General features: G+C 50.6%; 21 protein-coding genes. 15 read left to right on the forward strand and 6 right to left on the reverse strand.

From position 1 onward, the window contains the following. Positions 1 to 186: 186 nt before the first annotated feature. The 3 genes from PJDR2_RS10930 to PJDR2_RS10940 are packed head-to-tail and all read left to right on the forward strand — an operon-like array spanning position 187 to position 3,407. Positions 187 to 1,548, forward strand: a complete 1,362-nt coding sequence (locus tag PJDR2_RS10930; protein ID WP_015843743.1) for an ammonium transporter — start codon at positions 187 to 189, stop codon at positions 1,546 to 1,548. 40 nt (positions 1,549 to 1,588) lie between these two features. After that, positions 1,589 to 2,656 (forward strand): DUF294 nucleotidyltransferase-like domain-containing protein, encoded by a 1,068-nt coding sequence (locus PJDR2_RS10935; RefSeq protein ID WP_015843744.1) that lies wholly within the window; start codon positions 1,589 to 1,591, stop codon positions 2,654 to 2,656. Between the two features lie 16 nt (positions 2,657 to 2,672). Further along, complete coding sequence (locus tag PJDR2_RS10940) at positions 2,673 to 3,407, forward strand: 3'-5' exonuclease (protein WP_015843745.1); 735 nt, start codon at positions 2,673 to 2,675, stop codon at positions 3,405 to 3,407. On the opposite strand, the gene PJDR2_RS31885 is transcribed toward PJDR2_RS10940, so the two are convergent. Continuing rightward, the gene (locus PJDR2_RS31885; RefSeq protein ID WP_015843746.1) at positions 3,393 to 3,824 is read right to left on the reverse strand and encodes a M67 family metallopeptidase; all 432 of its coding nucleotides are present in this window, start codon (positions 3,822 to 3,824) and stop codon (positions 3,393 to 3,395) included. The genes PJDR2_RS10940 and PJDR2_RS31885 overlap by 15 nt on opposite strands. A 58-nt stretch (positions 3,825 to 3,882) precedes the next feature. After that, a complete protein-coding gene (locus tag PJDR2_RS10950) occupies positions 3,883 to 5,088 on the reverse strand; it encodes an MFS transporter (protein WP_015843747.1) in 1,206 nt (401 codons plus the stop codon). 128 nt (positions 5,089 to 5,216) lie between these two features. Here PJDR2_RS10950 and PJDR2_RS10955 point away from each other — a divergent pair, with 128 nt between their 5' ends. Next, complete coding sequence (locus PJDR2_RS10955) at positions 5,217 to 5,750, forward strand: TlpA family protein disulfide reductase (RefSeq protein WP_015843748.1); 534 nt, start codon at positions 5,217 to 5,219, stop codon at positions 5,748 to 5,750. 51 nt (positions 5,751 to 5,801) lie between these two features. Here the strand turns inward: PJDR2_RS10955 and cimA are convergent, their stop codons facing one another. Next, positions 5,802 to 7,418, reverse strand: coding sequence for a citramalate synthase (gene cimA / locus PJDR2_RS10960; RefSeq protein WP_015843749.1), 1,617 nt, complete (start codon positions 7,416 to 7,418; stop codon positions 5,802 to 5,804). Positions 7,419 to 7,597: 179 nt separating this feature from the next. Here cimA and PJDR2_RS10965 point away from each other — a divergent pair, with 179 nt between their 5' ends. After that, complete coding sequence (locus PJDR2_RS10965) at positions 7,598 to 8,866, forward strand: DNA polymerase IV (RefSeq protein ID WP_015843750.1); 1,269 nt, start codon at positions 7,598 to 7,600, stop codon at positions 8,864 to 8,866. Between the two features lie 148 nt (positions 8,867 to 9,014). Continuing rightward, entirely contained in the window at positions 9,015 to 9,251 is a 237-nt protein-coding gene (locus PJDR2_RS10970; protein WP_015843751.1) for a ferredoxin, read from the forward strand. A gap of 74 nt (positions 9,252 to 9,325) precedes the next feature. Here PJDR2_RS10970 and PJDR2_RS33135 read toward each other — a convergent pair whose 3' ends face one another. After that, positions 9,326 to 9,466, reverse strand: a complete 141-nt coding sequence (locus tag PJDR2_RS33135; protein WP_190276189.1) for a hypothetical protein — start codon at positions 9,464 to 9,466, stop codon at positions 9,326 to 9,328. Positions 9,467 to 9,638: 172 nt separating this feature from the next. Between PJDR2_RS33135 and PJDR2_RS10975 the strand changes: the two genes are divergently transcribed. From PJDR2_RS10975 to PJDR2_RS11000, 6 genes are all read left to right on the forward strand, one after another. After that, positions 9,639 to 10,736, forward strand: a complete 1,098-nt coding sequence (locus PJDR2_RS10975; RefSeq protein WP_015843753.1) for a quinone-dependent dihydroorotate dehydrogenase — start codon at positions 9,639 to 9,641, stop codon at positions 10,734 to 10,736. A 17-nt stretch (positions 10,737 to 10,753) separates the two neighbouring features. Next, a complete protein-coding gene (locus PJDR2_RS10980) occupies positions 10,754 to 11,560 on the forward strand; it encodes a GTP pyrophosphokinase (protein WP_015843754.1) in 807 nt (268 codons plus the stop codon). A gap of 149 nt (positions 11,561 to 11,709) precedes the next feature. After that, positions 11,710 to 12,717: a substrate-binding domain-containing protein gene (locus tag PJDR2_RS10985; RefSeq protein WP_015843755.1), complete on the forward strand. Its 1,008-nt coding sequence runs from the start codon at positions 11,710 to 11,712 to the stop codon at positions 12,715 to 12,717. A 154-nt stretch (positions 12,718 to 12,871) separates the two neighbouring features. After that, positions 12,872 to 14,098 carry an AGE family epimerase/isomerase gene (locus tag PJDR2_RS10990; protein WP_015843756.1) on the forward strand — a complete coding sequence of 409 codons (1,227 nt, stop codon included), beginning with the start codon at positions 12,872 to 12,874 and terminating at the stop codon, positions 14,096 to 14,098. 20 nt (positions 14,099 to 14,118) lie between these two features. After that, the gene (locus tag PJDR2_RS10995; RefSeq protein ID WP_015843757.1) at positions 14,119 to 15,327 is read left to right on the forward strand and encodes a glycosidase; all 1,209 of its coding nucleotides are present in this window, start codon (positions 14,119 to 14,121) and stop codon (positions 15,325 to 15,327) included. Between the two features lie 41 nt (positions 15,328 to 15,368). Beyond that, a complete protein-coding gene (locus tag PJDR2_RS11000; RefSeq protein ID WP_015843758.1) occupies positions 15,369 to 16,328 on the forward strand; it encodes an acetylxylan esterase in 960 nt (319 codons plus the stop codon). 48 nt (positions 16,329 to 16,376) lie between these two features. Here the strand turns inward: PJDR2_RS11000 and PJDR2_RS11005 are convergent, their stop codons facing one another. After that, the gene (locus PJDR2_RS11005) at positions 16,377 to 16,832 is read right to left on the reverse strand and encodes a MarR family winged helix-turn-helix transcriptional regulator (protein ID WP_015843759.1); all 456 of its coding nucleotides are present in this window, start codon (positions 16,830 to 16,832) and stop codon (positions 16,377 to 16,379) included. 150 nt (positions 16,833 to 16,982) lie between these two features. Between PJDR2_RS11005 and PJDR2_RS11010 the strand changes: the two genes are divergently transcribed. Both PJDR2_RS11010 and PJDR2_RS11015 read left to right on the forward strand, forming a co-directional pair. Continuing rightward, positions 16,983 to 18,404 carry a YhgE/Pip domain-containing protein gene (locus PJDR2_RS11010; protein WP_015843760.1) on the forward strand — a complete coding sequence of 474 codons (1,422 nt, stop codon included), beginning with the start codon at positions 16,983 to 16,985 and terminating at the stop codon, positions 18,402 to 18,404. Positions 18,405 to 18,482: 78 nt separating this feature from the next. Further along, positions 18,483 to 19,058 carry a xanthine phosphoribosyltransferase gene (locus tag PJDR2_RS11015; RefSeq protein ID WP_015843761.1) on the forward strand — a complete coding sequence of 192 codons (576 nt, stop codon included), beginning with the start codon at positions 18,483 to 18,485 and terminating at the stop codon, positions 19,056 to 19,058. Positions 19,059 to 19,102: 44 nt separating this feature from the next. On the opposite strand, the gene PJDR2_RS11020 is transcribed toward PJDR2_RS11015, so the two are convergent. Beyond that, positions 19,103 to 20,431, reverse strand: coding sequence for an FAD-dependent oxidoreductase (locus tag PJDR2_RS11020; protein ID WP_015843762.1), 1,329 nt, complete (start codon positions 20,429 to 20,431; stop codon positions 19,103 to 19,105). Positions 20,432 to 20,803: 372 nt separating this feature from the next. Between PJDR2_RS11020 and PJDR2_RS11025 the strand changes: the two genes are divergently transcribed. Then, a complete protein-coding gene (locus PJDR2_RS11025) occupies positions 20,804 to 22,408 on the forward strand; it encodes an RsmB/NOP family class I SAM-dependent RNA methyltransferase (protein ID WP_015843763.1) in 1,605 nt (534 codons plus the stop codon). Positions 22,409 to 22,410: the final 2 nt, after the last annotated feature.

The following is a 22,410-nucleotide window of genomic DNA, read 5'->3' on the forward strand; positions in this document are numbered from 1 at the left end:
GCTCTAGAACCAATTCCCTAGCTGATTTGTGAAAAAACTTAACATTCCGTTCGTTTTGAGACACGAACGTTAGATTTTTTTTCTAATTTAGAAGAATATATATTGTCAAATTAGGTGTTCCTGACTATAATGACATTAAGTCTTTCCTAACATGTTAGTAAACATCACATTAAGGGAGTGGTCGTATTGATTAAGAAAATGGTGTTAACTTTAGCTGCATTATGTTTGGTGTTCCCGGCAATGGCGTTTGCCGATGACCCAACGGCAGGAACGCTTAACATGGGAATTAACTCCCTGTGGGTAATGGTTGCTTTCGTGCTCGTATTGCTCATGCAAGGCGGTTTTATCCTCTTGGAAACAGGCTCCACACGAATGAAAAACGCAGGCCACGTAGCCGGTAAAACGATTTTCACGGCAGGTCTTGCGGCATTGATTTACTGGGCAGTTGGTTATGGCTTCGCATTTGGAGCTAGTGAAAGCTCGGTTAGCGGATTTATCGGATTCGGCGATTTTCTGTTTGATCCTTCTATTATTAGTGTAGAAAATGGTCTTCCTACTACATTGTTCTTCCTGTTCCAACTGGCTTTCGCGATTGTATCGCTGTCCATCGCTTGGGGCGGCTTCGCAGAACGCGCTAAATTGTCTTCGTACTTTATCTTTACCATTGTCTTTACCGGTGTTATCTATCCTATCGTGGCTCACTGGATCTGGGGCGGCGGCTGGCTTGCAAAAGACGGCGCGCAAGACTTCGCGGGTTCGACTGTTGTTCACTTGTCCGGCGCTCTTGCGGCACTCGCGGCAACTATCCTGCTGAAACCGCGTATCGGCAAATACAACAAAGACGGCTCTGCTAACGAAATTTTCGGTCACAACCAAGTATTTACGGCATTGTCTGTATTGCTGCTGTGGGTTGGCTGGTTCGGCTTCAACGCTGGTTCTACTCTTGCAATCGGTGACGGCTTCTTTGGTTATGTAGGCTTTACTACCATGCTTGGTGCAGGCGCCGGCGCAGTTGCGGCCATGCTGATTTCGTGGGCTGTTAACGGCAAAGGCGACATTACAACGATGCTGAACGGTACTCTTGCTGGTCTTGTTGCGATTACAGCTTCTTGCGCATTCGTAGAGCCTTGGGCTGCTGTTGTTATCGGTCTGGTTGCAGGCGTACTCGTATTCTACAGTGCGAAATTCTTCGAGAAAATCAAGGTGGACGACCCGATCTATGCCATGTCCGTGCACGGCGCTGCAGGTATCTGGGGTACATTGGCTAACGGTATCTTCGCAACAGACGAATTGGCGAAAAAAGTTGGCGTTGGCCAAGGCGGCCTGATCGACACAGGCAGCTGGCACCAATTGGGCGTTCAAGCGCTGTCGGTTCTGGTATGCGGCGCGTTTGTCTTGGGTGCATCATTCCTGGTTCTTTTCCTCATTAAAGTAACAATCGGCTTCCGCGTTACGGAAGAGCAAGAAATTATCGGTCTTGACCTGAGTGAGCATGGCGCTTATGGTTATCCTGAGCAATTTAAAAAAGGTCAAGGCATCCAAGGTTAAGGCAAGGTTTGTTGGACTGACCTGAGGGGAGAGGCGGCGGATGGGCGATCCGGTACGTGTGCAGCTTCTGAAGCAAATCGGCAAGGCCGATAACGTGAATGTACTGCGCAGTTTGCGGGATCAAGTACACGAGCATATGAAAGGTATCCTCCAGATGAGTCCGGTCGAACAATTCAACGAACAATTAAATGAGCTGCATGATACACTCATAAGCCGCTCAATCATACTAGCGGAAGCGGAAATGGCACGGCTCGGGAGCGGTTCTCCCCCCGTGCCTTACGCATATCTATTGTTCGGCAGCGGAGGACGTCAGGAACAGACGCTGTCGAGTGATCAGGACAGCGGTATTGTGTTTGAGGATCCTGCGGGCGATTCGGAGGACACCAGGGCTTATTTTCAGCAATTAACCTCAATCATCGTCTCGATATTGCATCAGTCCGGTTATCCGTTATGCGAAGGCAATGTGTTAAGCAACAATCCGGAGTGGTGCATGTCGTTAACCGAATGGAAGGTCAAGCTGAATGGCTGGTTTGAGGAACCGGCCTGGGAAGCCGTTCGGTACTTGTTAATATTGGCAGACGGACGATCGGTCTATGGCGATCATCGTCTTGCCTTTGAACTGAGAGATCATTATTTCAATAATGTAACAGAGCATCCGAATATTACGAGGCGAATGCTTGATAATACGATGCGCCATAAAGTGCTGCTCGGATTATTCGGTCATTTGCTCAAGGAACAATACGGAACGGATGCAGGCAGTCTGGACATCAAGTACGGGGCCTATATTCCCCTTGTAAACGCGATTCGGCTAATGGCTGTTCAAGCGGGTATCCGAGACACGTCAACGCTGTCGCGAATCCGAACGCTTACCCTTCACGATCAATTGCCATCGGAGGAGGCTGCGGCATACGAACAGGCATTCCTTCTCTTTCTCCGGCTTCGGTTAATGACGACGGAACAGAATGAGGATGGACTATACGCTAATAATGGAAAGCTCTCCAGCCGCAGCTTGTCGAGAGAAATGACCGAAGAGCTGAAGACCGCGCTGAGAGCCGGTAAGAAGCTCCAACGCAAGGTGTTTAAACGGACAACGGGAAGGCTCATGTAAGGCGGTGATGAAAGGAATGAAGGAACCAAAAGGCGTCGGGCGGATGTGGAACCTATACAAAATGGGAGGCTTTACGCCTGCCCTTGCCTCGATGCTGGGCTCTCAAAATGCTCAGCAGATGGCGTTTATCCGTTCCATCAACAAGGAGCAGCGCAAACAGTCCATGCTGGATACGCCTTTGAAGGAGCTCGACATTGTTGTTTTTGATTTGGAGACAACCGGCTTTTATCCTTCTAATGGCGATGAGATTATATCATTTGGCGCAGTCCATATGAAGGGTCTTGAGCTTGACGAATCCAGGCAGTTCTACAGTCTGGTTAATCCGAAACGCCGAATTCCAAGGCAGATCATAGAGTTGACCGGAATAACAAACGAAATGGTTCAAGATGCGCCTGATCTGATGCAGGTTCTTCATGACTTTATGGAGTTTATCGGGAGAAGGCTGCTGATTGCGCATGCCGCTGGACATGACAAGCAGTTTTTGAACGCAGCGTTATGGCGGACATCGAAGGTCAGCTTGAATCACCGGGTATTGGATACCATGCTGGTAGCCAAATGGCTGGAGCCGAAGCGGGCATCCTATGCGCTTGACGATCTTCTGGAGGACTGTGGCATTCCGATTACCGAGCGTCACCATGCCCTGCAGGATTCCTTGATGACGGCAAAGCTGTGGCAGCAGTTTCTTGTTCGGATTTTGGATCGGAACATTACGACTTTAGGGGATTTGTACGCTTATTTAAGTAAGCATTAGAGCAAGCGGGCGGAAGGATTGTTCATCCAAACGGAAAGGCTGGACAATCTCAGCGGGGCTGCCCGGCATAGAGACAATCCAATAAGAGATTAGATCATCGGAGACCGGCAAGCCAAGCCAATCGCGTTTGGAAGGGACAGCCGATGAAGTTGGATGGGAGTGGAAAAAACCGACAAGCGACTGTCGGTTTTTTTGTATGTCGTAATACGCGGATACCCATTCATCAGGGTGGAAACGGAATGAATGAACAGGATCCTCGTGTACATTTGTTATAGCATAAGCCTGAGTAACCACCGCGGGACAGTCTGGCGTACCAGTCGTTCCTGCAAGAATCCCGCAAGCTTCTCTGGGCATCTCTTCCCGGCAGATGCTTAGCAGCTGTCCGTATGCTTGATGAGTAATCGAAATGGATATCATGTTGGCCTATGTTCCTTTCCTGAAGGGTACAGCTCATTATACAAGGCTCAGGAATGGTTTAGCTAGCCGGATTTGCCGTTTTCTCCGGATGCAGAAGCCGGATTGCGAATAGTAAGGCAACAATAGCCAATACCGCCAAAAGGATAAAAAGAGCGGTAACCGACCGGTCGGCAAGCCAACTGAACAGCGGGGGACCCGCGGCAACACCCAAAAACCTTAAGCTATTATAAAAGGAAGTTACAATCCCTCGGTGAGAACTGTCGACAGAGCCTGTAATCCATGTGTTTAGACAAGGAAGAAGCAATCCCGTGCCTACGCTGCTTATTGTAATAAATCCAATAAATACGTAAATGAGCCAGTAGCTGAACAAACAGCCGACCAGGGCCGCACTCATAAGGGATAGTCCGATGAGAATGCATCGGCGCATTTTTTTGCCGTCCTTCTTGATGGAATGACCAGTCAAATAGGCCGTAATGACAAGACCAAGCAGCGGTATAGCTAAAATGCAGCCTTTCAGAACGCCGTCGATGGAGTAGGGAGGCTTCTCCAGCAGATCGGACAAATAAAACAAGACCCCAAATAACAGGAATAGACCTAATGCTCCTGTGCAGTAAGCAGTGATCAGCCAGCGGCCTTTTTCGCGGAATATTTTTTTCATGTCGGCTAAATATTGCTTGAGCTTCAAGGGCTCGGATTTGGAATCCGGTTCTTTGATAAAAAACCAAACGGCAAGCAGCGATGCCGCGCAAAATACGGGAAAAGCAAAAAACGGCGCGTACCAGATAATTAGTGCCAGCAGTGAGCCAAGAATGGGACTAACCACTTTGCCAGCGCCGTTGGAGGCTTCAACTATGCCTAACGCTTCGCTTTCCTGACCATCCTTGTACATATCGCCAACCAGCGCCATTGCAATCGGCGCGGTTCCAGCCGCTGCAAGGCCCTGTAAAGCCCGCGAGCTGATCAAGAGCCAATAAGAGCCCCAAATCGCGGCAAAGCCCGCTAGTATACCTGCAGCCCCATATACCGCTAATGCAGGAATGATGATTGCTTTACGACGGTAACGGTCTGACAAATAGCCAATCGCTGGTATGAAAACGGCGGCGCTTACCGAGAATAAAGTGATAACAAGGCTGGACTGAAGCTCGGAAAGCTTCATTTGTTTGGCAAGGTCAGGCAAAATCGGGACAAGCATGGAGTTGCCGAGCACCAGAACGAGTGGGACGGAAGCAAAAGCGAGATACTGCAGCCATTTGTGTTCGGCCATGAAAAAGAGTCCTCCGATCTAGGTGACATTGACGATTTTATGGCTAATGTGCCCCCCGGCTTGAGCTTCCATTCCTCGCCGTGTTACGATAGGCATAATATAGAAATGACGAAGAAAGAAGGGACACCATGAAGCGCGCTACGATGCTGTTTATCGCCGCATTTGTATTAGCTGGTTTAGCGGTGTATCAATATGTATCCAAGGATGAATCAAGCGTTACGGCAGCGGCATCCGATTTCAAACCAAAAGCCGGGTCCGAGGCGGTAACCTTTGAACTGCCGGGGCTAGATGAGAAGAATTACGCGATCGGCGGCAAGCAGGACAAGCTGACCTTTGTGAATTTTTGGGCCTCCTGGTGTGGTCCATGCGAGCTGGAAGCCCCGGATCTGCAGAAGCTGTATGAGAAATACGGGGATAAAATCGCTTTTTATGGCGTAAATGCCACAAAGTTTGATAAGGAAAGAGCGGCAAGGCAGTTTGTGGACGATCACGAGTTTACGTTTCCGGTTCTGATGGACCGGAAAGGGGATGTCACCAATACGTACAAGGTAGATACGTTCCCCACAACGTTCCTGATCGATTCCTCGGGCGTCATCCGCGAGAGGATTAACGGCGTCATCACGATTGACGAATGGGAAAGGCTGATTGAGCAGTACAGCTGAAATTAAATTTAAAAACGCCCGGCAGACCAGCTGCCGGGCGTTTCCTATTTTTTAGTGGTTTATTACACCAATGCGTTCGCTATTCTCAAAGCTTGCCGTTGTTGACTTCTCCATGTTAAGCAGAGCATAACGGATACTGTCGACAAGCGCTTCCCAGCTTGCTTCGATAACGTTGCTGGATACGCCTACGGTGCTCCATGTGCTGTCCACATTCGAGGATTCGATGAGAACGCGAACCTTAGCGGCTGTTGCATCCTTTTCGTCAAATACACGAACTTTATAGTCGGAGAGATGAATTTCTTCGATCTTCGGATAGAACTGCACCAAAGCTTTGCGCAGGGCATTGTCTAGCGCGTTAACCGGACCGTTGCCTTCCGCTGCCGTGTAAACCTGTTGACCGTCTACGTTCAGCTTGACGATGGCTTCCGAGTTCATTTGACCTTTCGCGCCGCTCTCAACCAGAATCTTGAACGACTCAACCTTGAAGACTTCAACCGTTTCGCCAAAGGCTTGGCGGAGAAGAAGCTCAAGGGAAGCGTCTGCGGCTTCGTATTGATAGCCTTGGTGTTCAAGCTCCTTGATATGATCCATGATCGCTTTGGTCTGCTCGTTGTTGGCATTCACATCCAGTCCAAGCGACTGCGCCTTCGAAATGATATTCGATTGGCCGGCAAGCTCGGATACCAGAATGCGCTGCTTGTTGCCTACAAGCTCAGGCTGGATATGCTCGTACGTTTTGGAGTCCTTCATGATAGCCGACACGTGAATGCCGCCTTTGTGGGCAAATGCGGCATTGCCGACATAAGCTTGTCCGACCGGCATATTTACGTTCGCAATCTCGCTCACGTAACGGGCAGTGCCTGTTAGTGTCCGAAGCTTCTCTTCAGGGAGAACGTCGTAACCCATCTTGAGCTGAAGATTCGGAATGATCGAGCAAAGATTTGCGTTGCCGCAGCGTTCGCCGTAACCGTTAATTGTACCTTGCACCTGACGCGCACCGGCCTGAATGGCTGCCAGGGAGTTAGCCACGGCCAGCTCGCAGTCATTGTGGGTATGTATGCCGATTGGCGCCGTCAGTTCCTGACGGATGCGGCTGACGATTTCGTGAATTTCACCCGGCAAAGTGCCGCCGTTCGTATCGCAGAGCACCAGCCAGTCCGCACCGGCTTCCTGGGCTTTGCGCAATACCGCTACAGCGTACTCCGGATTGTTTTTGTAGCCGTCGAAGAAATGCTCGGAATCAAACAATGCCTCCATGCCTCTTTGCTTCAAGAAAGCGATGGAATCGTAAACCATGGATAAATTCTCTTCCAGCGTAGTCTGCAAAGCCGTATGCACGTGGAAATCCCACGATTTGCCTACGAGCGTAGCCGCCGGTACACCGGACTCCGCAATGCGCACGAGGGAAGCATCTTGATCAGCCTGGCTGAATTTACGGCGAGTGCTTCCGAATGCCGTAATTTTCGATTGCAGCCTCAAACTCTTAACCCGTTGGAAAAACTCGATATCCTTGCCGTTGCTTCCAGGATTCCCGCCTTCAATATAATGCACGCCGAGAGCGTCAAGTTTTTGAGCAATTTTGAGCTTATCATCCGCTGACAGGCTGATCCCTTCGCCTTGCGTACCGTCGCGCAGCGTAGTATCAAATATTGTTATCGATGTTGTCATAGCCGGGACGCCTCCTTCTTCACTGAACTGATCGCCTACACAAAATATAATTAACTATTATAACACTTGTTGATTAGAATGTAGAGAGGAGCACGGAATTTTTTTAACGCTTCCATATGATTTGACGCACCTTCCTGCTGGGCGGTATGCTGGGAGGAGTAGGAAGGTGAATACAGGCTATGGCTGACGTACACAAGGACTATCCGGCCAAAGGGCGCGTCATTCTTCATTTGGATATGAATGCATTCTACTGCTCCGTTCACGAAGCGGAGGAACCAGAGAAATATAAAGGAAAGCCGACGGCCGTTGCCGGAAGCGTAGAGCTCCGCAAAGGGATAATCGTCACCTGCTCTTATGCCGCTCGAAGCAAAGGAATAAAGACGGGCATGACCGTTAGGCAGGCGATGCGGATGTGTCCCAATCTAATCATTATTCAGCCCGATTTTGAACTGTACCGCAAATATTCGCGCGGGTTTATGAAGATCGCAAGAGAGTATACGCCGCTAGTGGAGCCGATCTCGATCGACGAATGTTATATGGATATCACAGGTTCCAAAATTTTCGGTTCGCCTCTTGAAATCGCTGAAGCGCTGCAAAAGCGGATCGCGGAAGAGTGGACGCTGCCTTGTTCCATAGGCGTCGCGCCTAATAAACTGCTGGCCAAGATGGCTTCCGATATGAAGAAGCCTAACGGATTGACCGTATTGCGGCTGCGGGATGTTCCGACTATATTGTGGGATAAACCATGCGATGTGCTGCACGGTCTCGGGAAGAAAACGGCGGATAAGCTGGAACGGCTGCGTATCCGAACAATCGGTCAGCTCGCGGCTGCAGACGAGGAACTGCTTATTCGCCAGTTCGGAATATACGGCTCGTGGATGAAGTCTGCCGCTCACGGCATTGATCATTCCGAGGTGCGCGCGGACCGCGAACAAAGCAAATCGATCGGGCACACCACCACGCTGCCTTATGATGTGACGGACAGGGAAGATGCCCACCGGATACTGCTGAATCTGGCCGACCAGACGGCCCGCAGGCTGCGGCGGCAGAAGCTGATGGCATCAACGGTCCAGATTACGATCCGGAAGCCGGATATGGCTACCATAACGCGTTCCAGCACGCTTCGCGCCCCGACGCATTCCACGGATATGATCTATCATGAAGCCTGCAGGCTGTTTGATGAGCATTGGAAAGGAAGCGAGCCAGCCCGCCTCCTGGGGGTTACTCTGCAAAATCTGACGGCGGAGGAAGAGACTGCCGTTCAGCTTGATTTGTTCGATTATAAAGAGCAGCCGCGCAAGGAAGCTTTGACTAAAACCATGGATGTGCTGAGGGACAAATTTGGCGAGAATGCCGTGCTTACGGCGGGTATGCTGGGGGATGATCCGTCCGTGCTAATCCGCAATAAGCGATTGCGCGGAACTTCTCTCCAAAAGGATGAATTGTAACAATTGCATAGGCATAGCTTGTTGCCAAGGTGGACGGTTTGTTATATATTGATGAGTGAAGGTTCACAATAATTATAGCGAGCGGTAGATACATCACGACGTTTGCAGAAGCATTTTTATGTCTATTTTTTTGTGGGAGGGAATACCAATGGCTAAATTTACATGGGTAGAGAAAGACACCTGTATCGCATGTGGAGCTTGCGGCGCTACGGCACCAGATATTTATGATTACGACGACGAGGGTATTGCTGAAGTCATCTTCGGAAACGACGGCAACCATGGTAATACAGAAATTCCTGAAGATCTGTACGACGATCTGCAAGATGCTTGCGACGGCTGCCCTACAGATTCGATCAAGATTGCCGACGATCCGTTTAATATGTAAGCTGTCATAATAAAACTCCATGCTACTTCAGCTTCCGCTGAGAGCATGGAGTTTTTTTGCGCGAATACGTATTGCTATTGATTGAGGATGAGGAGGACGGCAACGGCGGCGATAATAACAACCACGATCGAACCGATCCAGGCAAGCGCCTTGATGTTTACCTCTTCTTTTGGCTTCTGTTTCATAGCGGGAGCTTTCCGTTTGGCTGTGCTCATCGTCAATCAACCTTTCCGTGGAAAAATGAATACTATATACCCACATTGTAAACGGTTTCTTGTTCTGCTGCAATATCCGGAAGGACTTGCCGGCGAGCGCCGCCCTTTTCTTTTTCTTATAAAAAAGATAAACTGTCAGGTAGGACAGAAACTTGAAACGGAGTGTGTAATCTTGCTTTATTCTTCTATTCTTAAACCGGTATTTTTCCAAATGGATCCCGAAAAGGCTCATCATCTCGTCATTGACGGCCTGCATACAGCCGGACGCGTTCCGGGCATGAATAACATGCTGCATGCCATGTACGGAGTGGCCGATTCGCCTGAGCTTGCGGTAGATCTATTCGGCATTCATTTCCCTCATCCGGTTGGACTTGCTGCAGGGCTGGACAAGAACGGCGTAGCCGCAGACGGCTTCTCCAGCATTGGCTTCGGATTTGCGGAAGTAGGAACGGTAACGCCAAAAGGACAGCCGGGAAACGAACTGCCGAGGCTCTTCCGTCTACCTTCCGACGAAGCTCTTATTAACCGGATGGGCTTTAATAACGAAGGCGCGGAGGCGATGGCCCGTGAGTTGTCGCAGCGCAAGATTAACCGGATCCCGATTGCCGTTAACGTCGGTAAAAATAAAGCAACACCTAATGAACGGGCTCACGAAGATTACCGTTCCTGCATACAAGTGTTATATCCGTATGGCGATTTCTTTGTCGTCAACATCAGTTCCCCGAACACGCCGGATCTGCGCGCGCTGCAGCATGGCGATGAGCTGCGCACGCTTCTTGGCGAAGTGTTGGAGGAGATCGGGCTTCAGGCGTCGAAATTAGGTAGTAAAGCAAAGCCGGTTCTGGTGAAGATTGCTCCTGATATGACGGACGAGCAGCTTGAGCTTACCGTCTCGACGATTAAAGACAGCGGTGTAGCGGGCATAATTGCATCAAATACGACGATTACAAGGGAAGGGCTAAAGCATCCTAATGCCAAGGAAACGGGTGGACTTAGCGGAGCGCCGCTGCGCGAGCGCTCGACCGAGGTTATTAGGTCAGTATACCGGCTGACGGAAGGCAAGCTTCCGATAATCGGATCGGGCGGAATTTTTACGGCGGATGACGCATACGATAAAATCCGCGCCGGAGCCTCGCTCGTCGAAATCTACACCGCTTTGATCTATAAAGGTCCAGGAGTACTCCGCGAACTGACGAACGGCTTAAAAGAACGATTGCGTAAAGACGGCTACCGTAACGTATCGGAGGCAGTGGGCGCAGATCATCGATAGGAACAGGAGGCGGCCGGATGGATGGAAGAGATTGGAATCTTTTTTTACAGCCTTATGAGCAAGCAGTTGAAGAATTGAAAGTGAAGTTAAAGACGATGCGGGTCGAGCTTAAGATGCGTGAGGCGTATGCTCCGATCGAGTTCGTTACCGGTCGTGTTAAAAAAGTATCAAGCATACTGGAGAAAGCAAGACGGCTCAGCGTGCCCGCCGATCAGCTGGAAAAAGGCATCGAGGATATCGCGGGTATCCGGATCATGTGCCAGTTCGTAGACGATATTCACCGTGTTGCCGGATTTATCCGCACCCGGAAGGATTTGAAGCTTGTCTACGAGAAGGACTACATTACGAATTACAAAGACAGCGGCTACCGCAGCTACCATATGATTGTGGAATATCCGGTACAAACAGCGCTTGGCCAAAAATTCGTGCTCGCCGAGATTCAGATTCGCACGCTTGCGATGAATTTCTGGGCTACGATTGAGCATTCGCTGAATTATAAATATAAGGAAAGCTTGCCGGATGAGGTTCGCGAGCGGTTGAAGAAAGCAGCCGAAGCGGCTTTTCTGCTGGATACGGAGATGTCGAGCATCCGCCATGAAATTCTGGATGCGCAGCGCGATTTCGAGGAGCGCTCCAACGTTGTCTCCACCGTGCTTAGCTCCATTCAGGATTTGTATTTCTATCACCGTGTAAGAGAAGCGGCGCAGTTCCAGATGAAATTCAACGAGCTGTTTGAGCAGGAGGATTTGTATGGTCTCAAGCAGCTGTCGGTTGATATTGAAGCGGCGATCCTTCGTGCGAAGAAAGGCAACCATACTAGCTAAGGATCACAATCGTTAATCCCGCGAACTGCTTATATAGGCAGGACGCGGGATTTTTTCTGCGCTGCGATTTGACAAAACCTTGCATACATCCTATCTTAACGTTGTAAGGTTAACGATAAACAAAAGAGTTAACGGCCGGAGGGCATAACATGCAGCAAAATCATGTAACCATGAGGGATATCGCTAACAGGTTGGGCGTCAGCAGCGTAACCGTCTCAAAAGCGTTAAGCGACAAAGAAGGGGTTAGCGACGAGCTCAAGCAGAAGATCAAGGAGATTGCCCAGGAAATGGGCTACCGGCTCAATACGGCGGCAAAGGCGATGAAGGAAGGCTTGTCGTACAATATTGGCGTGGTAATCGCGGAGCGGTATGCCAGCGTAACGCAGTCTTTTTACCTTCAATTTTATCAGTTTCTGTCTGGTGCACTGGAAGAAGAGCATTATTCCGGCATCCTTCATATGTTGAGCGAGGAAGATGAGGAGCAGTTAGTTCTGCCAAGGATTTATCACGACCGGAAGGCAGACGGTTTTATTATATTAGGCCAGATCAATAATGCTTACATTTCGGCGTTTAACGAAACCGGGATCCCTCTCGTGTTTCTGGATTTTTATACGGACCGGACGGAACTGGATTACGTCATTACGGATAATTTCTACGGCATGTACGAGATGACCAATTATTTGATCGCAAGCGGCCACCGTGATTTTGCGTTTGTCGGCAATGTGCATGCCACCAGTAGTATACAAGACCGTTTTCTAGGCTATTACAAATCTCTGCTTGAGCACCGTATACCGCTGCGGCAGGAATATATCCTTAATGACCGGGATGAGAGGGGCAATTTATTGGAAGTCGAAATTCCGGAGACGATACCAACCGCTTTTGTCTGCAATTGCGACCAGGTAGCTTATATGCTGATCACTACGCTGCGCAAACGGGGGATTCGGGTGCCGGAAGACTGCTCGGTCGTTGGCTTTGACAACGATATATATGCTTCGCTTGCGGAACCGGCGCTGACGACGGTGGAAGTGGACCGGAAAGAAATGGCTAAAGCAGCGGTGTACAAGCTGTTAAGTAAAATCAAGACTAATTCATCCGGCAACGGCAGAATGCTTATTAGAGGGAAGATGATATACCGGGAGTCAGTAAGACCAATTTAATTCCATATATCTAATAAACTCGAAACATGAAGTGGGGAAACTCGCTTCATGTTTTTTTATTGACGGAGATGAAGTTCCCTTATACAATATTTTCTGTAACCTAATCGATAACTTAATTTTAGTTAATGGGATTTATCTTTAGGAAAAGGGAGAGTTGACTATATTGGAACAGCTTGATTTAAGACGCTGGCAGATGGAAATGGAGAGCGAGTTGAAGGATAACATTCTTTCCTTTTGGATGAAGCATTCGCTAGATGAGCGGGATGGCGGCTTTGTTGGCCAGATGACTAACGATCTTCAAGTCAATGAGACGGCAGACAAGTCGCTTGTCCTGAATGCCAGGCTTTTATGGACCTATGCCTCTGCTTACCGGAAGTACAGGGAACCCGGCTACTTGAGGATGGCCGAACGAGCCTATCATTATCTAATTTCGAACTTCCAAGACAGGGTTAACGGAGGATACTATTGGCTGCTGAATGATAAGGGAGAGCAGATCCAAACGAAAAAACAGATCTATGGGCAAGCTTTCGTTATTTATGCGCTATCGGAATTCGTGCGTGCATGTCCCGATGAGAAGGTGCTGCAAGAAGCGGTTCGGCTATTCGGGCTGATCGAACGATATAGCTATGATTCCAAGCACAAAGGATACATTGAAGCGCTTGGCAGCAATTGGGAGGCTACCGAGGATCTGAGCCTCAGCAATACGGATTTGAATGAAAAAAAGTCCATGAATACGCATCTGCATGTGCTTGAAGCTTATACGAATTTGTACCGGGTATGGCCGTCTGAGCAGCTTAAGGAAAAGCAGAAGGAGCTTATTGGCACGATGCTGGATCATATCGTGGATTTGCAGTCCGGTCATTTCAAGCTGTTCTTTGATGAACGGTGGAATTCCAAGTCGGATGAAATCTCTTACGGACATGACATTGAGGGCAGCTGGCTGCTTATGGAGGCGGCAGAGGTGCTGGCCGATGAGGAAGTGATCAGCCGTACAGAGACGATAGCGATTGCTATGGCACAAGCCGTCTATGAAGAAGGAGTGGATGAGGACGGCGCGGTAGTTAACGAGGCGGATCCGCAGGGCTGGACGGACACCGATAAAATCTGGTGGCCGCAGGCGGAGGCGGTCGTAGGATTTCTGAATGCCTATCAGCATACGGGCAAGAAGCATTTTCTGCAGGCTGCTTACCGCACATGGAATTTTATAGATCGATACATTGTAGACAAAACAAACGGAGAATGGTTCTGGAAAGTAAACAGGGCGGGAGAGCCTGGCATTGCGGAGATGAAGATCGATCCGTGGAAATGCCCGTATCATAATGGCCGGATGGGCCTGGAAGTGCTGGAGAGACTGGAGAAGCTGACCGTACGATCAAATTAGGGGAAAGGGGCTTATACAAGATGAATAAAACAATTTTTTTAGAAAAATTAAAACGGCTGCATGCGGAGCACCGGGAGCTTCTAAATCGGCCAAACACACCTGCTGATGGCGGCAACGGAATTTACGACCGATATACATACCCGGTTGTTACGGCAGCTCATGCGCCGGTTTATTGGAGGTATGATCTTAATCCGGAGTCAAATCCCCATCTCATGGAGAGGATTGGCGTGAATGCAGCATTGAATCCCGGGGCAATTGAACTAAACGGAATGTTTTATTTGGTTGTCCGGGTTGAAGGGCATGACCGCAAATCATTCTTTGCGGTTGCGGAGAGCGCTAACGGAATTGACGGATTCCGGTTCTGGGATTATCCGATTGTGATGCCGGAGACGGATATTCCGGATGTGAACGTATACGACATGCGGCTGACTAAGCATGAGGACGGATGGATCTACGGCGTATTCTGCACGGAACGGAAGGATCCCGAAGCGAAGCAAGGAGACACTTCCAGTGCCGTCGCAAGCGCGGGCATTGCAAGAACGAGGGATCTGAAGGTATGGGAACGGCTGGATGATCTTCGGACCCCTTCTCCCCAACAGCGCAACGTTGTGCTTCATCCCGAATTCGTGAGTGGCAAGTATGCTTTCTACACAAGGCCGCAAGATGGGTTTATTGACGCCGGATCCGGCGGAGGTATCGGTTGGGGCTTGTCAACTAGCATCGAGCATGCGACTATTGAGTTGGAAACGATAGTGGATGAGAAAAAATACCATACCATCAAGGAAGTGAAGAACGGACAAGGTGCGGCCCCGATCAAGACAGATATAGGGTGGCTGCATATTGCCCATGGGGTTCGGAATACGGCAGCAGGACTGCGTTATGTGATCTACGCGTTTATGACGGATTTGAATGATCCTAGCAAGGTGATTTATGCGCCTGGAGGCCACTTGATTGCACCGGATGGGGAAGAGCGGGTTGGAGATGTTTCGAATGTCGTCTTTACGAACGGGCTAATCGCAAGAGACAACGGCGAGGTGTACATTTATTATGCTTCCTCGGATACGCGCTGTCATGTAGCGGTTACTACCGTTCAGAAGCTCATCGATTACGTTGTGCATACGCCTGCAGATCCGCTTCGTTCCTATGCTTGCGTGCAGCAGCGCAGCGAGTTGATCGCCAACAATCTGAAGCTCATGGAGCGTCCCGACTTCAGCTTTCTTAACGAATGAAGTCCTGAAGCAGTCAGGGCTAAAAGAAAGGGATATGATCTATGCCGCTAATTGATATGCCGCTTGAACAGCTGTACAGCTATAAAGGACGCAATCCTCGTCCGGAAGACTTCGACGCTTATTGGGAGCGTGCGCTGGACGAAATGCGTGCGGTTGATCCGCAAATCGAGCTTGTGCCGAGCAGCTTTCAGGTACCGTTTGCAGACTGCTTCGACCTGTATTTCACGGGTGTGCGCGGCGCGAGAATCCATGCTAAATACGTCCGTCCGAAAAATGTCCCGGAGCCGCATCCCGCCATTATTCAATTTCATGGGTATACCGGGAATGCAGGAGACTGGTCCGACAAGCTTACGTATGCGGCACTGGGCTATTCCGTTTTCTCGATGGATTGCCGCGGACAAGGCGGGCTGTCGGAGGATACGGGCGGAGTGAAGGGCACTACCCATAACGGACATATAATCCGGGGTCTGAACGACCACCCTGACCATCTGCTGATGCGCCATATTTTCCTGGATACCGCGCAGCTTGCGGGGATTGCCATGGATCGACCGGAGGTTGATCGCGACCGGGTAGGGGCAATAGGAGGATCGCAAGGCGGCGCGTTAACGATAGCCTGCGCATCGCTGGAACCGCGTATTTCCAGGCTTGCGCCCGTCTATCCGTTCCTGTGCGATTATAAACGGGTGTGGGAGATGGATTTGGCGAAGGACGCGTATGCCGAGCTCAGAACCTTCTTCCGTCATTTTGACCCGCGGCATGAGCGGGAAGAGCAAATTTTCGAGAAGCTTGGCTACATCGACCTGCAGCATTTAGCCAACCGGATCAAAGGGGAAGTGCTGATGACCGTAGGGCTAGCGGATACGATTTGCCCTCCTTCCACGCAATTCGCGGCGTACAACAACATTACCGCGCCGAAGTCGGCCGATATTTATCCGGACTACGGTCACGAGCATATTCCGGAAGTGTCGGACCGGACGATTCAGTTCATGCTTGGTCTATAAAGGGGAAAAAGAGGAGGTTGTCCATTTACGGGACAGCCTCCTCTTTCATTATGCCCTTGACCGGATTCGGTGCTCGGCCGTCTCGTTAAACTTAAGCAGAAGATTGCCGAAGGTCCGGATTTCTTCCTCGCTCCAATCGTTAAGAAGATCCTTGAAAAATGCCTCTCTCGACTCGCGAACCTCCGCGAGCAAGGAAGGTGCGTCCTCGGTCAGCTGAAGCAGGCTGATCCGAGCGTCATTCGGATCGGTTAACCTCGAGATCAGTCCTTTGGCTTCCAAGGCGGCAATCTGCCGGCTTACCGTAGAGATATCCAGCTGGAAGGTGGTGGAAAGCGTCTTGATTCCGGTTGGTCCCGCTTTTTCCAAATGCTGCAGAATCAGGTAAGAAGAGCGGTCCATCTCTTTGCCCATAATGCTGGAGAGCCGGGCTGCCTCGGCACGGCGGATGAAGATGGAGATTTGGCTTTCGATCATACTGAATGGCGACTTATCGTTCCTGTCCATATTGTTGCTTCCCATTCCTGTCTTAGTTTCTTAATGTTAGCTTACCTTTCGAGTTTGCATAATGCAAGCAAGTCCATGGTAAGTAATGTATGTCACCGAAATAAGTATTTGCATTCCGGAAATAAACTTGTATAATACAATGGTTATTACTTGTATCATACAAATAAATATGGCGTAAGCAAGCTGAATGACGCTATAGCGTCATTGGCTAGCGGTGCAGGCAAGCTGAGCAACGGCACGAAGCCGCTTGAGCAAGGGATTGGGGAATTAACTAGCGGAGCTGCCGGCCTGTCCGCAGGGACAGCTTCTCTAACCGATAACCTTGCTAAGCTGAAGTCTTCCGGCGACCAGCTTGCTGACGGGGCAAATGCGCTGCAGAAAAATACGGCAGCATGGAATGAGGCTGCGGAGTCCGCATCTAAGGCTGCTTCCGCAGTGGACGGTTCGGCCGAAAGCCTTCAGTCACAGATCAAGGCTTATGTTGAGCAGCATCCCGAACTGAAGGATGACGCTTCCTTCGCGGCGATTGCAAGCGGAAGCGAGAAGCTTGCTCAAGCTGCCGACGGCGCCAGCAAATCGGTTGAAGGGTTAAAGCAGCCGGCGGAAGCAGCCCGGCAATCCGGTGTTAAGCTGGCTGCAGGACAGTCGGCATTGGCTGACGGCCTTGCCCAGGCTTATGAGGGCAGCGGCAAGCTTGTTACGGGCAGCGCCCAGCTGAAGGACGGGCTGGATACCTATAGCAAAGGTTTCGGCAAATTGCAGAGTGGGATTAATCAGCTTGCCGGAGGCGCACAGCAATTGAACAACGGTTCGCAGGAGCTGCTTGGCGGGGTTATCCGCCTTGTGGATGGCTCGCAGCAGCTGACGGACAAGCTGTCGGATGCCGCACAGTCAACAGCAGGCATTAAAGCGAGCGATGAGGAGCTTAATATGTACGCTCAGCCGGTACAGCTCGAACAAAAAGAGCTGAACACGGTTAAGACGTACGCAACGGGCTCTGCCCCTTATTTTCTGGCATTAGGCCTCCTGGTTGGTTCTTTAATGGCCTCTAACATTATCCATTTCCAAGAGGGGCAGGTTCGTTCCGGATGGCAAAAGTTCTGGGGCAGAATCGGCGTCTTTTATCTGGTAGCCCTGATGCAGACCATCGTGCTTGACCTTATCGTGCTGTATGCGATTGGACTTGACGTGCAAAGCGTGCCGAAGTTCTTCCTGTTTACGCTCGTAACGGCTTGCATGTTCACGACCCTGATTCTGATGCTTGTAGCGATCTTCGGAACGCTGGGCAAGCTGGTTGGCATTGCGCTTGTCGTTACACAGCTGGCGAGCAGCGGCGGCACGTTCCCGATGGAGCTTGCTCCGCAGTGGATTCAGTCCGTTGGGCAATGCCTGCCGATGACGTATGTGCTTCGCGGCATGAAGAGCGTCATCTCGACAAGCAACTGGGATATGTATTGGAGCAATACGGGCATTCTGCTTGCCTTTCTTATGGGGTTCGCGGTTATTATGCTTGCGGCGTATCTGCTTCGTTCTACCAAAGAAGCACCAGTTGCGCCGGCAGCCGCACACTAGAAAAACTTGCGCGATTGCCCGTTTCCGGTTAGTCTCAATATAAAAGAGAAGAAACCGTGCAGGAGGATTACAAGAGAAATGAAAGCATTGCAGGATAAGATTCGCAACGAAGGCATTGTTCTAAGCGAGACCGTACTGAAGGTGGATTCCTTTCTTAATCATCAAGTAGATCCGCAATTGATGTTTGAAATCGGACAGTTTTTTGCCGCGGCGTATGAAGGTGAAGGCATTACCAAGGTGTTGACGCTGGAATCCTCGGGGATTGCCCCTGCAGTTATGACCGCACTGGCGCTAAAGGTGCCCCTTGTTTTCGCGCGCAAGCAAAAGTCGCTTACGCTTCGCGACGATCTCTACGTCGAGGAGGTATATTCCTTCACGAAGCAGGTGAAGAGCGAGGTAGCGATCTCCCGCAAGTTTTTGTCGCAGGAGGAGCGGGTGCTTATCATTGACGACTTCCTTGCTTACGGAGAAGCAGCCTTTGGTATGGCAAGAATCGTAGAAGCGGCCGGTGCAAGCGTAGCGGGTATCGGCATTGTAATAGAGAAGTCTTTCCAAAGCGGAGCGGACAAGCTGAAGGAAGCGGGCTACCGGGTAGATTCGTTGGCGCGTGTGGCTGTCTTGTCGCCTGACGGCATTCAGTTCGTAGAGGAATAATGTAAAAAGCGGAAGCTCTGTTCGGAGAGCTTCCGCTTTTTTAATTACATCGCCTGCAAGCCGGCCTGATTGAGCAGATTCCAAGGCTTGTTGTAATGAGGCTGGAAGAAGAAGTCGACGAAGGTGAGCTCATTCATTGTCATGCCGTTCTGGATGCAGACCGACATGGTATTGATCGCTTGCGTCAGATCATCCTTCGACATGACCTGGGCGCCTACAATCCGGCCGGTATCTGCTTCGTAGACGACCTTGAGCAGTACTTTCTCGTACGTCGGCATAAATTCAGGACGGTCATTGTCTTCCAAGGTGACGGTTTTTACATCCATCCCCGCATCAAGGGCCGCCAGTTCGGTTAAGCCGGTCGAAGCGATATTTTGCTCGTAGATCTTAATCCCCGATGTGCCTTGCGTCCCCATATAACGGACCGTTGGAGCGACAAGGTTGCGGGCAACCAGCGTTCCCATCCGGACGGCGTTGGTTGCGAGAGGGATGTACGCATGCTTGTGGGTCGGGTTATAAAAGACGGCGCAGCTGTCGCCCGCGGCCATCACATCCGGATTGCTGGTGCGCATATACTCATCCACGACAATGGCACCGTTCGGCAGCATGTCGATCTGGCCTTTCAGCAGATCCGTATTCGGGCGGAAGCCGATACAGAGGACAACGAGGTCCGTGTCGTATTCACCCGCAGTTGTTACGACTGTGTTCACCTTGCCTTTTTCGCCGCGGAAGCCGGTTACGGTCTGTGCGAGCTTAAGTTCGATACCTCGGTTACCAAGCTCTTGTTCAATGGCATCCGTAAACTCGCGGTCCAAATATTTGTACAGGATTCGGTCCATATTATCGATAAGCGTGACTTGCTTGCCAAGCTGCTCGAAAGCTTCAACAAGCTCGATTCCGATATAGCCTGCGCCAATTACGGTAATGCGATTGGCATGCTTCGCCTTTTCGATGATCGCTTGAGCGTGATTGTAGTTTTTACACAAGACGATGTTCTCAAGCTCCATCCCTTTCAGCTTAGGAATAATCGGCCACGAACCGGTTGTTACAACCAGCTTGTCGTAGCTTTCGAGCTTCTCTTCATTGGTCTCGAGATTGCGAGCCAGGATCGTATTGGCTTCCGTGTGGACTTCCAGCACATCATGGCGCATCTTCATCTGAACACCCATGTCCGTAAGCTGCTGCGGCGATGCGTAGAACAGCTTCTTCACATCCTGAACAACTCCGCCGACATGAAGGGCAATGCCGCACGAGAGGAACGATACGTTGTCATTGCGCTCATAAACCGTAATTTGCGCTTCCGGATAAAGCTTAGCCATTTGCGTAACAGCGGCGGTACCTGCATGCGTGCATCCAATAACAGCGATTTTCATATAAAATTCCTCCTCAAATTTTCCTGTGAAATTATTCACATACTTTTGTGCGAATAAAGGAAGCGGACCTTACTGGGGAGCATGTTACTTATGCATGCATGCTGCTGCCTTCTGCCGGCTTCCTTCTGGACTTAATGTAGTTGGTGATGAGAGCTTGCGGTTGGATAATAGCGAAGCCGTTTCATCTTGTGTGAATTAATTCACAATCTCTTGTTGGTCTTATCATATGCCACTTTTATCAAATTGACAAGGGGTTGTGATTAATTTCACATATTGATCACAAATGCTCAGCTCTTCTAATTATAGGTGCATTAGAGTATACTCGATGTTATATTTCTAACGTATTTTAGCTGCTTGCAAGGGGATGACCAGATGTCCGGCTATTTGCCGATTGCTTTTACAACAAAGATGAAATCACTGCTTGGAGAAGAGTTTGACCGGTTTATGTCTTCCTACGAAGATCCGCGTGTTTACGGCATCCGGATTAACCGTTTGAAGCTTGACGCCGGGGAGTGGAAATCGATTTCCCCGATGGGGGAAGCGGTTCGTCCGATCCCGTGGGCGCCAGAGGGCTTCTATTATGAAGAAGGGGCAAGACCAGGCAAGCATCCGCATTATCATGCCGGTCTTTACTATATTCAGGAGCCAAGCGCGATGGCTCCGGTTGAGCTGCTCGATGTCCACCCCGGACATCGCGTGCTTGATCTATGCGCGGCGCCGGGCGGCAAATCGACTCAGATTGCGGCCAAGCTGCAAGGCAGCGGCGTTCTGGTAAGCAATGATAATGCCAGGGAACGAACTAAGGCGCTTGCCAAAAACATCGAGCTGGCCGGCGTCCGCAACGCTGTCGTGCTGAACGAAGAGCCGTCGGCTCTTGCACCGGTGTTCCGAGGATGGTTCGACCGGATTCTGGTCGATGCGCCATGCTCGGGAGAAGGCATGTTCCGTAAGGATGAATCGATGATTGCGGAATGGGAGAAGCATTCCATTGAACGCTGCTCGGTGATGCAGAGGCATATTTTGCGCGATGCGGCAGCTATGCTAGCGCCGGGAGGGGTACTGGTCTATTCGACCTGTACATTCTCTCCGGAAGAAAATGAAGCTCAAATCGCCGAGCTGCTTGCCGAATATCCGGAGTTTGAGGTTAGGCCGGTTCGACATCGATACGGCTGGAAGCCGGGGCATCCGGAATGGGCAGGGGAAGCAGGCGAGGGGCTTGCGCCCGGGCAATCGGAGTCGCTGGCGGGAACGGTCCGGCTGTGGCCTCACCATATTGAAGGCGAGGGACATTATGCTGCGGTGCTGACCCGCAAAGGTCCGGCTCCCGCAGAGAAACGTCAGTTTGACGAACCTGCGGTTCTGGTGGAAGAAGATAACGGAAAAAGGAAGAAAGTGAAAGGCAATGCGGGTGCCGCTTTGCGAGCAGCCGAGAAGAAAGGCGTCCGCGAAGCAAAGGACAACGTCAAGCTTGAGCGTGCTGGCGGTTCGGCACGGCATTCCGGCAAAGGCCAATCGGGGGTTGTTGACGCAGCGGCGTCATGGCTTTCTTTTGCGGAGAAAGAGCTGTCTGGCGGATTTGCCGGTACGGGGTCTGTTCATAGCTTTGGCTCGCGTGTCTATCTTCAACCGGAAGGAATGCCTTCATTAGACGGTTTGCATGTCGTGCGCGCGGGCTGGTACGTCGGCGAAGCGGGACGTAATCGATTCGAGCCTTCACAAGCGCTTGCTATGGGGCTTCGGCAATCGGATGCCGTACGATCGCTCGATTTTGCATCGGATGATCCGGACATTATCCGTTATTTAAAAGGCGAGACGCTGTTTGTTGAGGCTGACCATATAAAGATAGAAGGAGCACCTGCCCAGCCGCTGAAGGGATACGTGCTTGTATGCACGGACGGATATCCGGTCGGGTGGGGAAAATATACGGGAGACGGCATGCTCAAGAACGAGCTGCCGGCTGGCTGGAGGTGGATGTAAAA

This window comes from Paenibacillus sp. JDR-2 (assembly GCF_000023585.1).
GTDB lineage: Bacteria > Bacillota > Bacilli > Paenibacillales > Paenibacillaceae > Pristimantibacillus.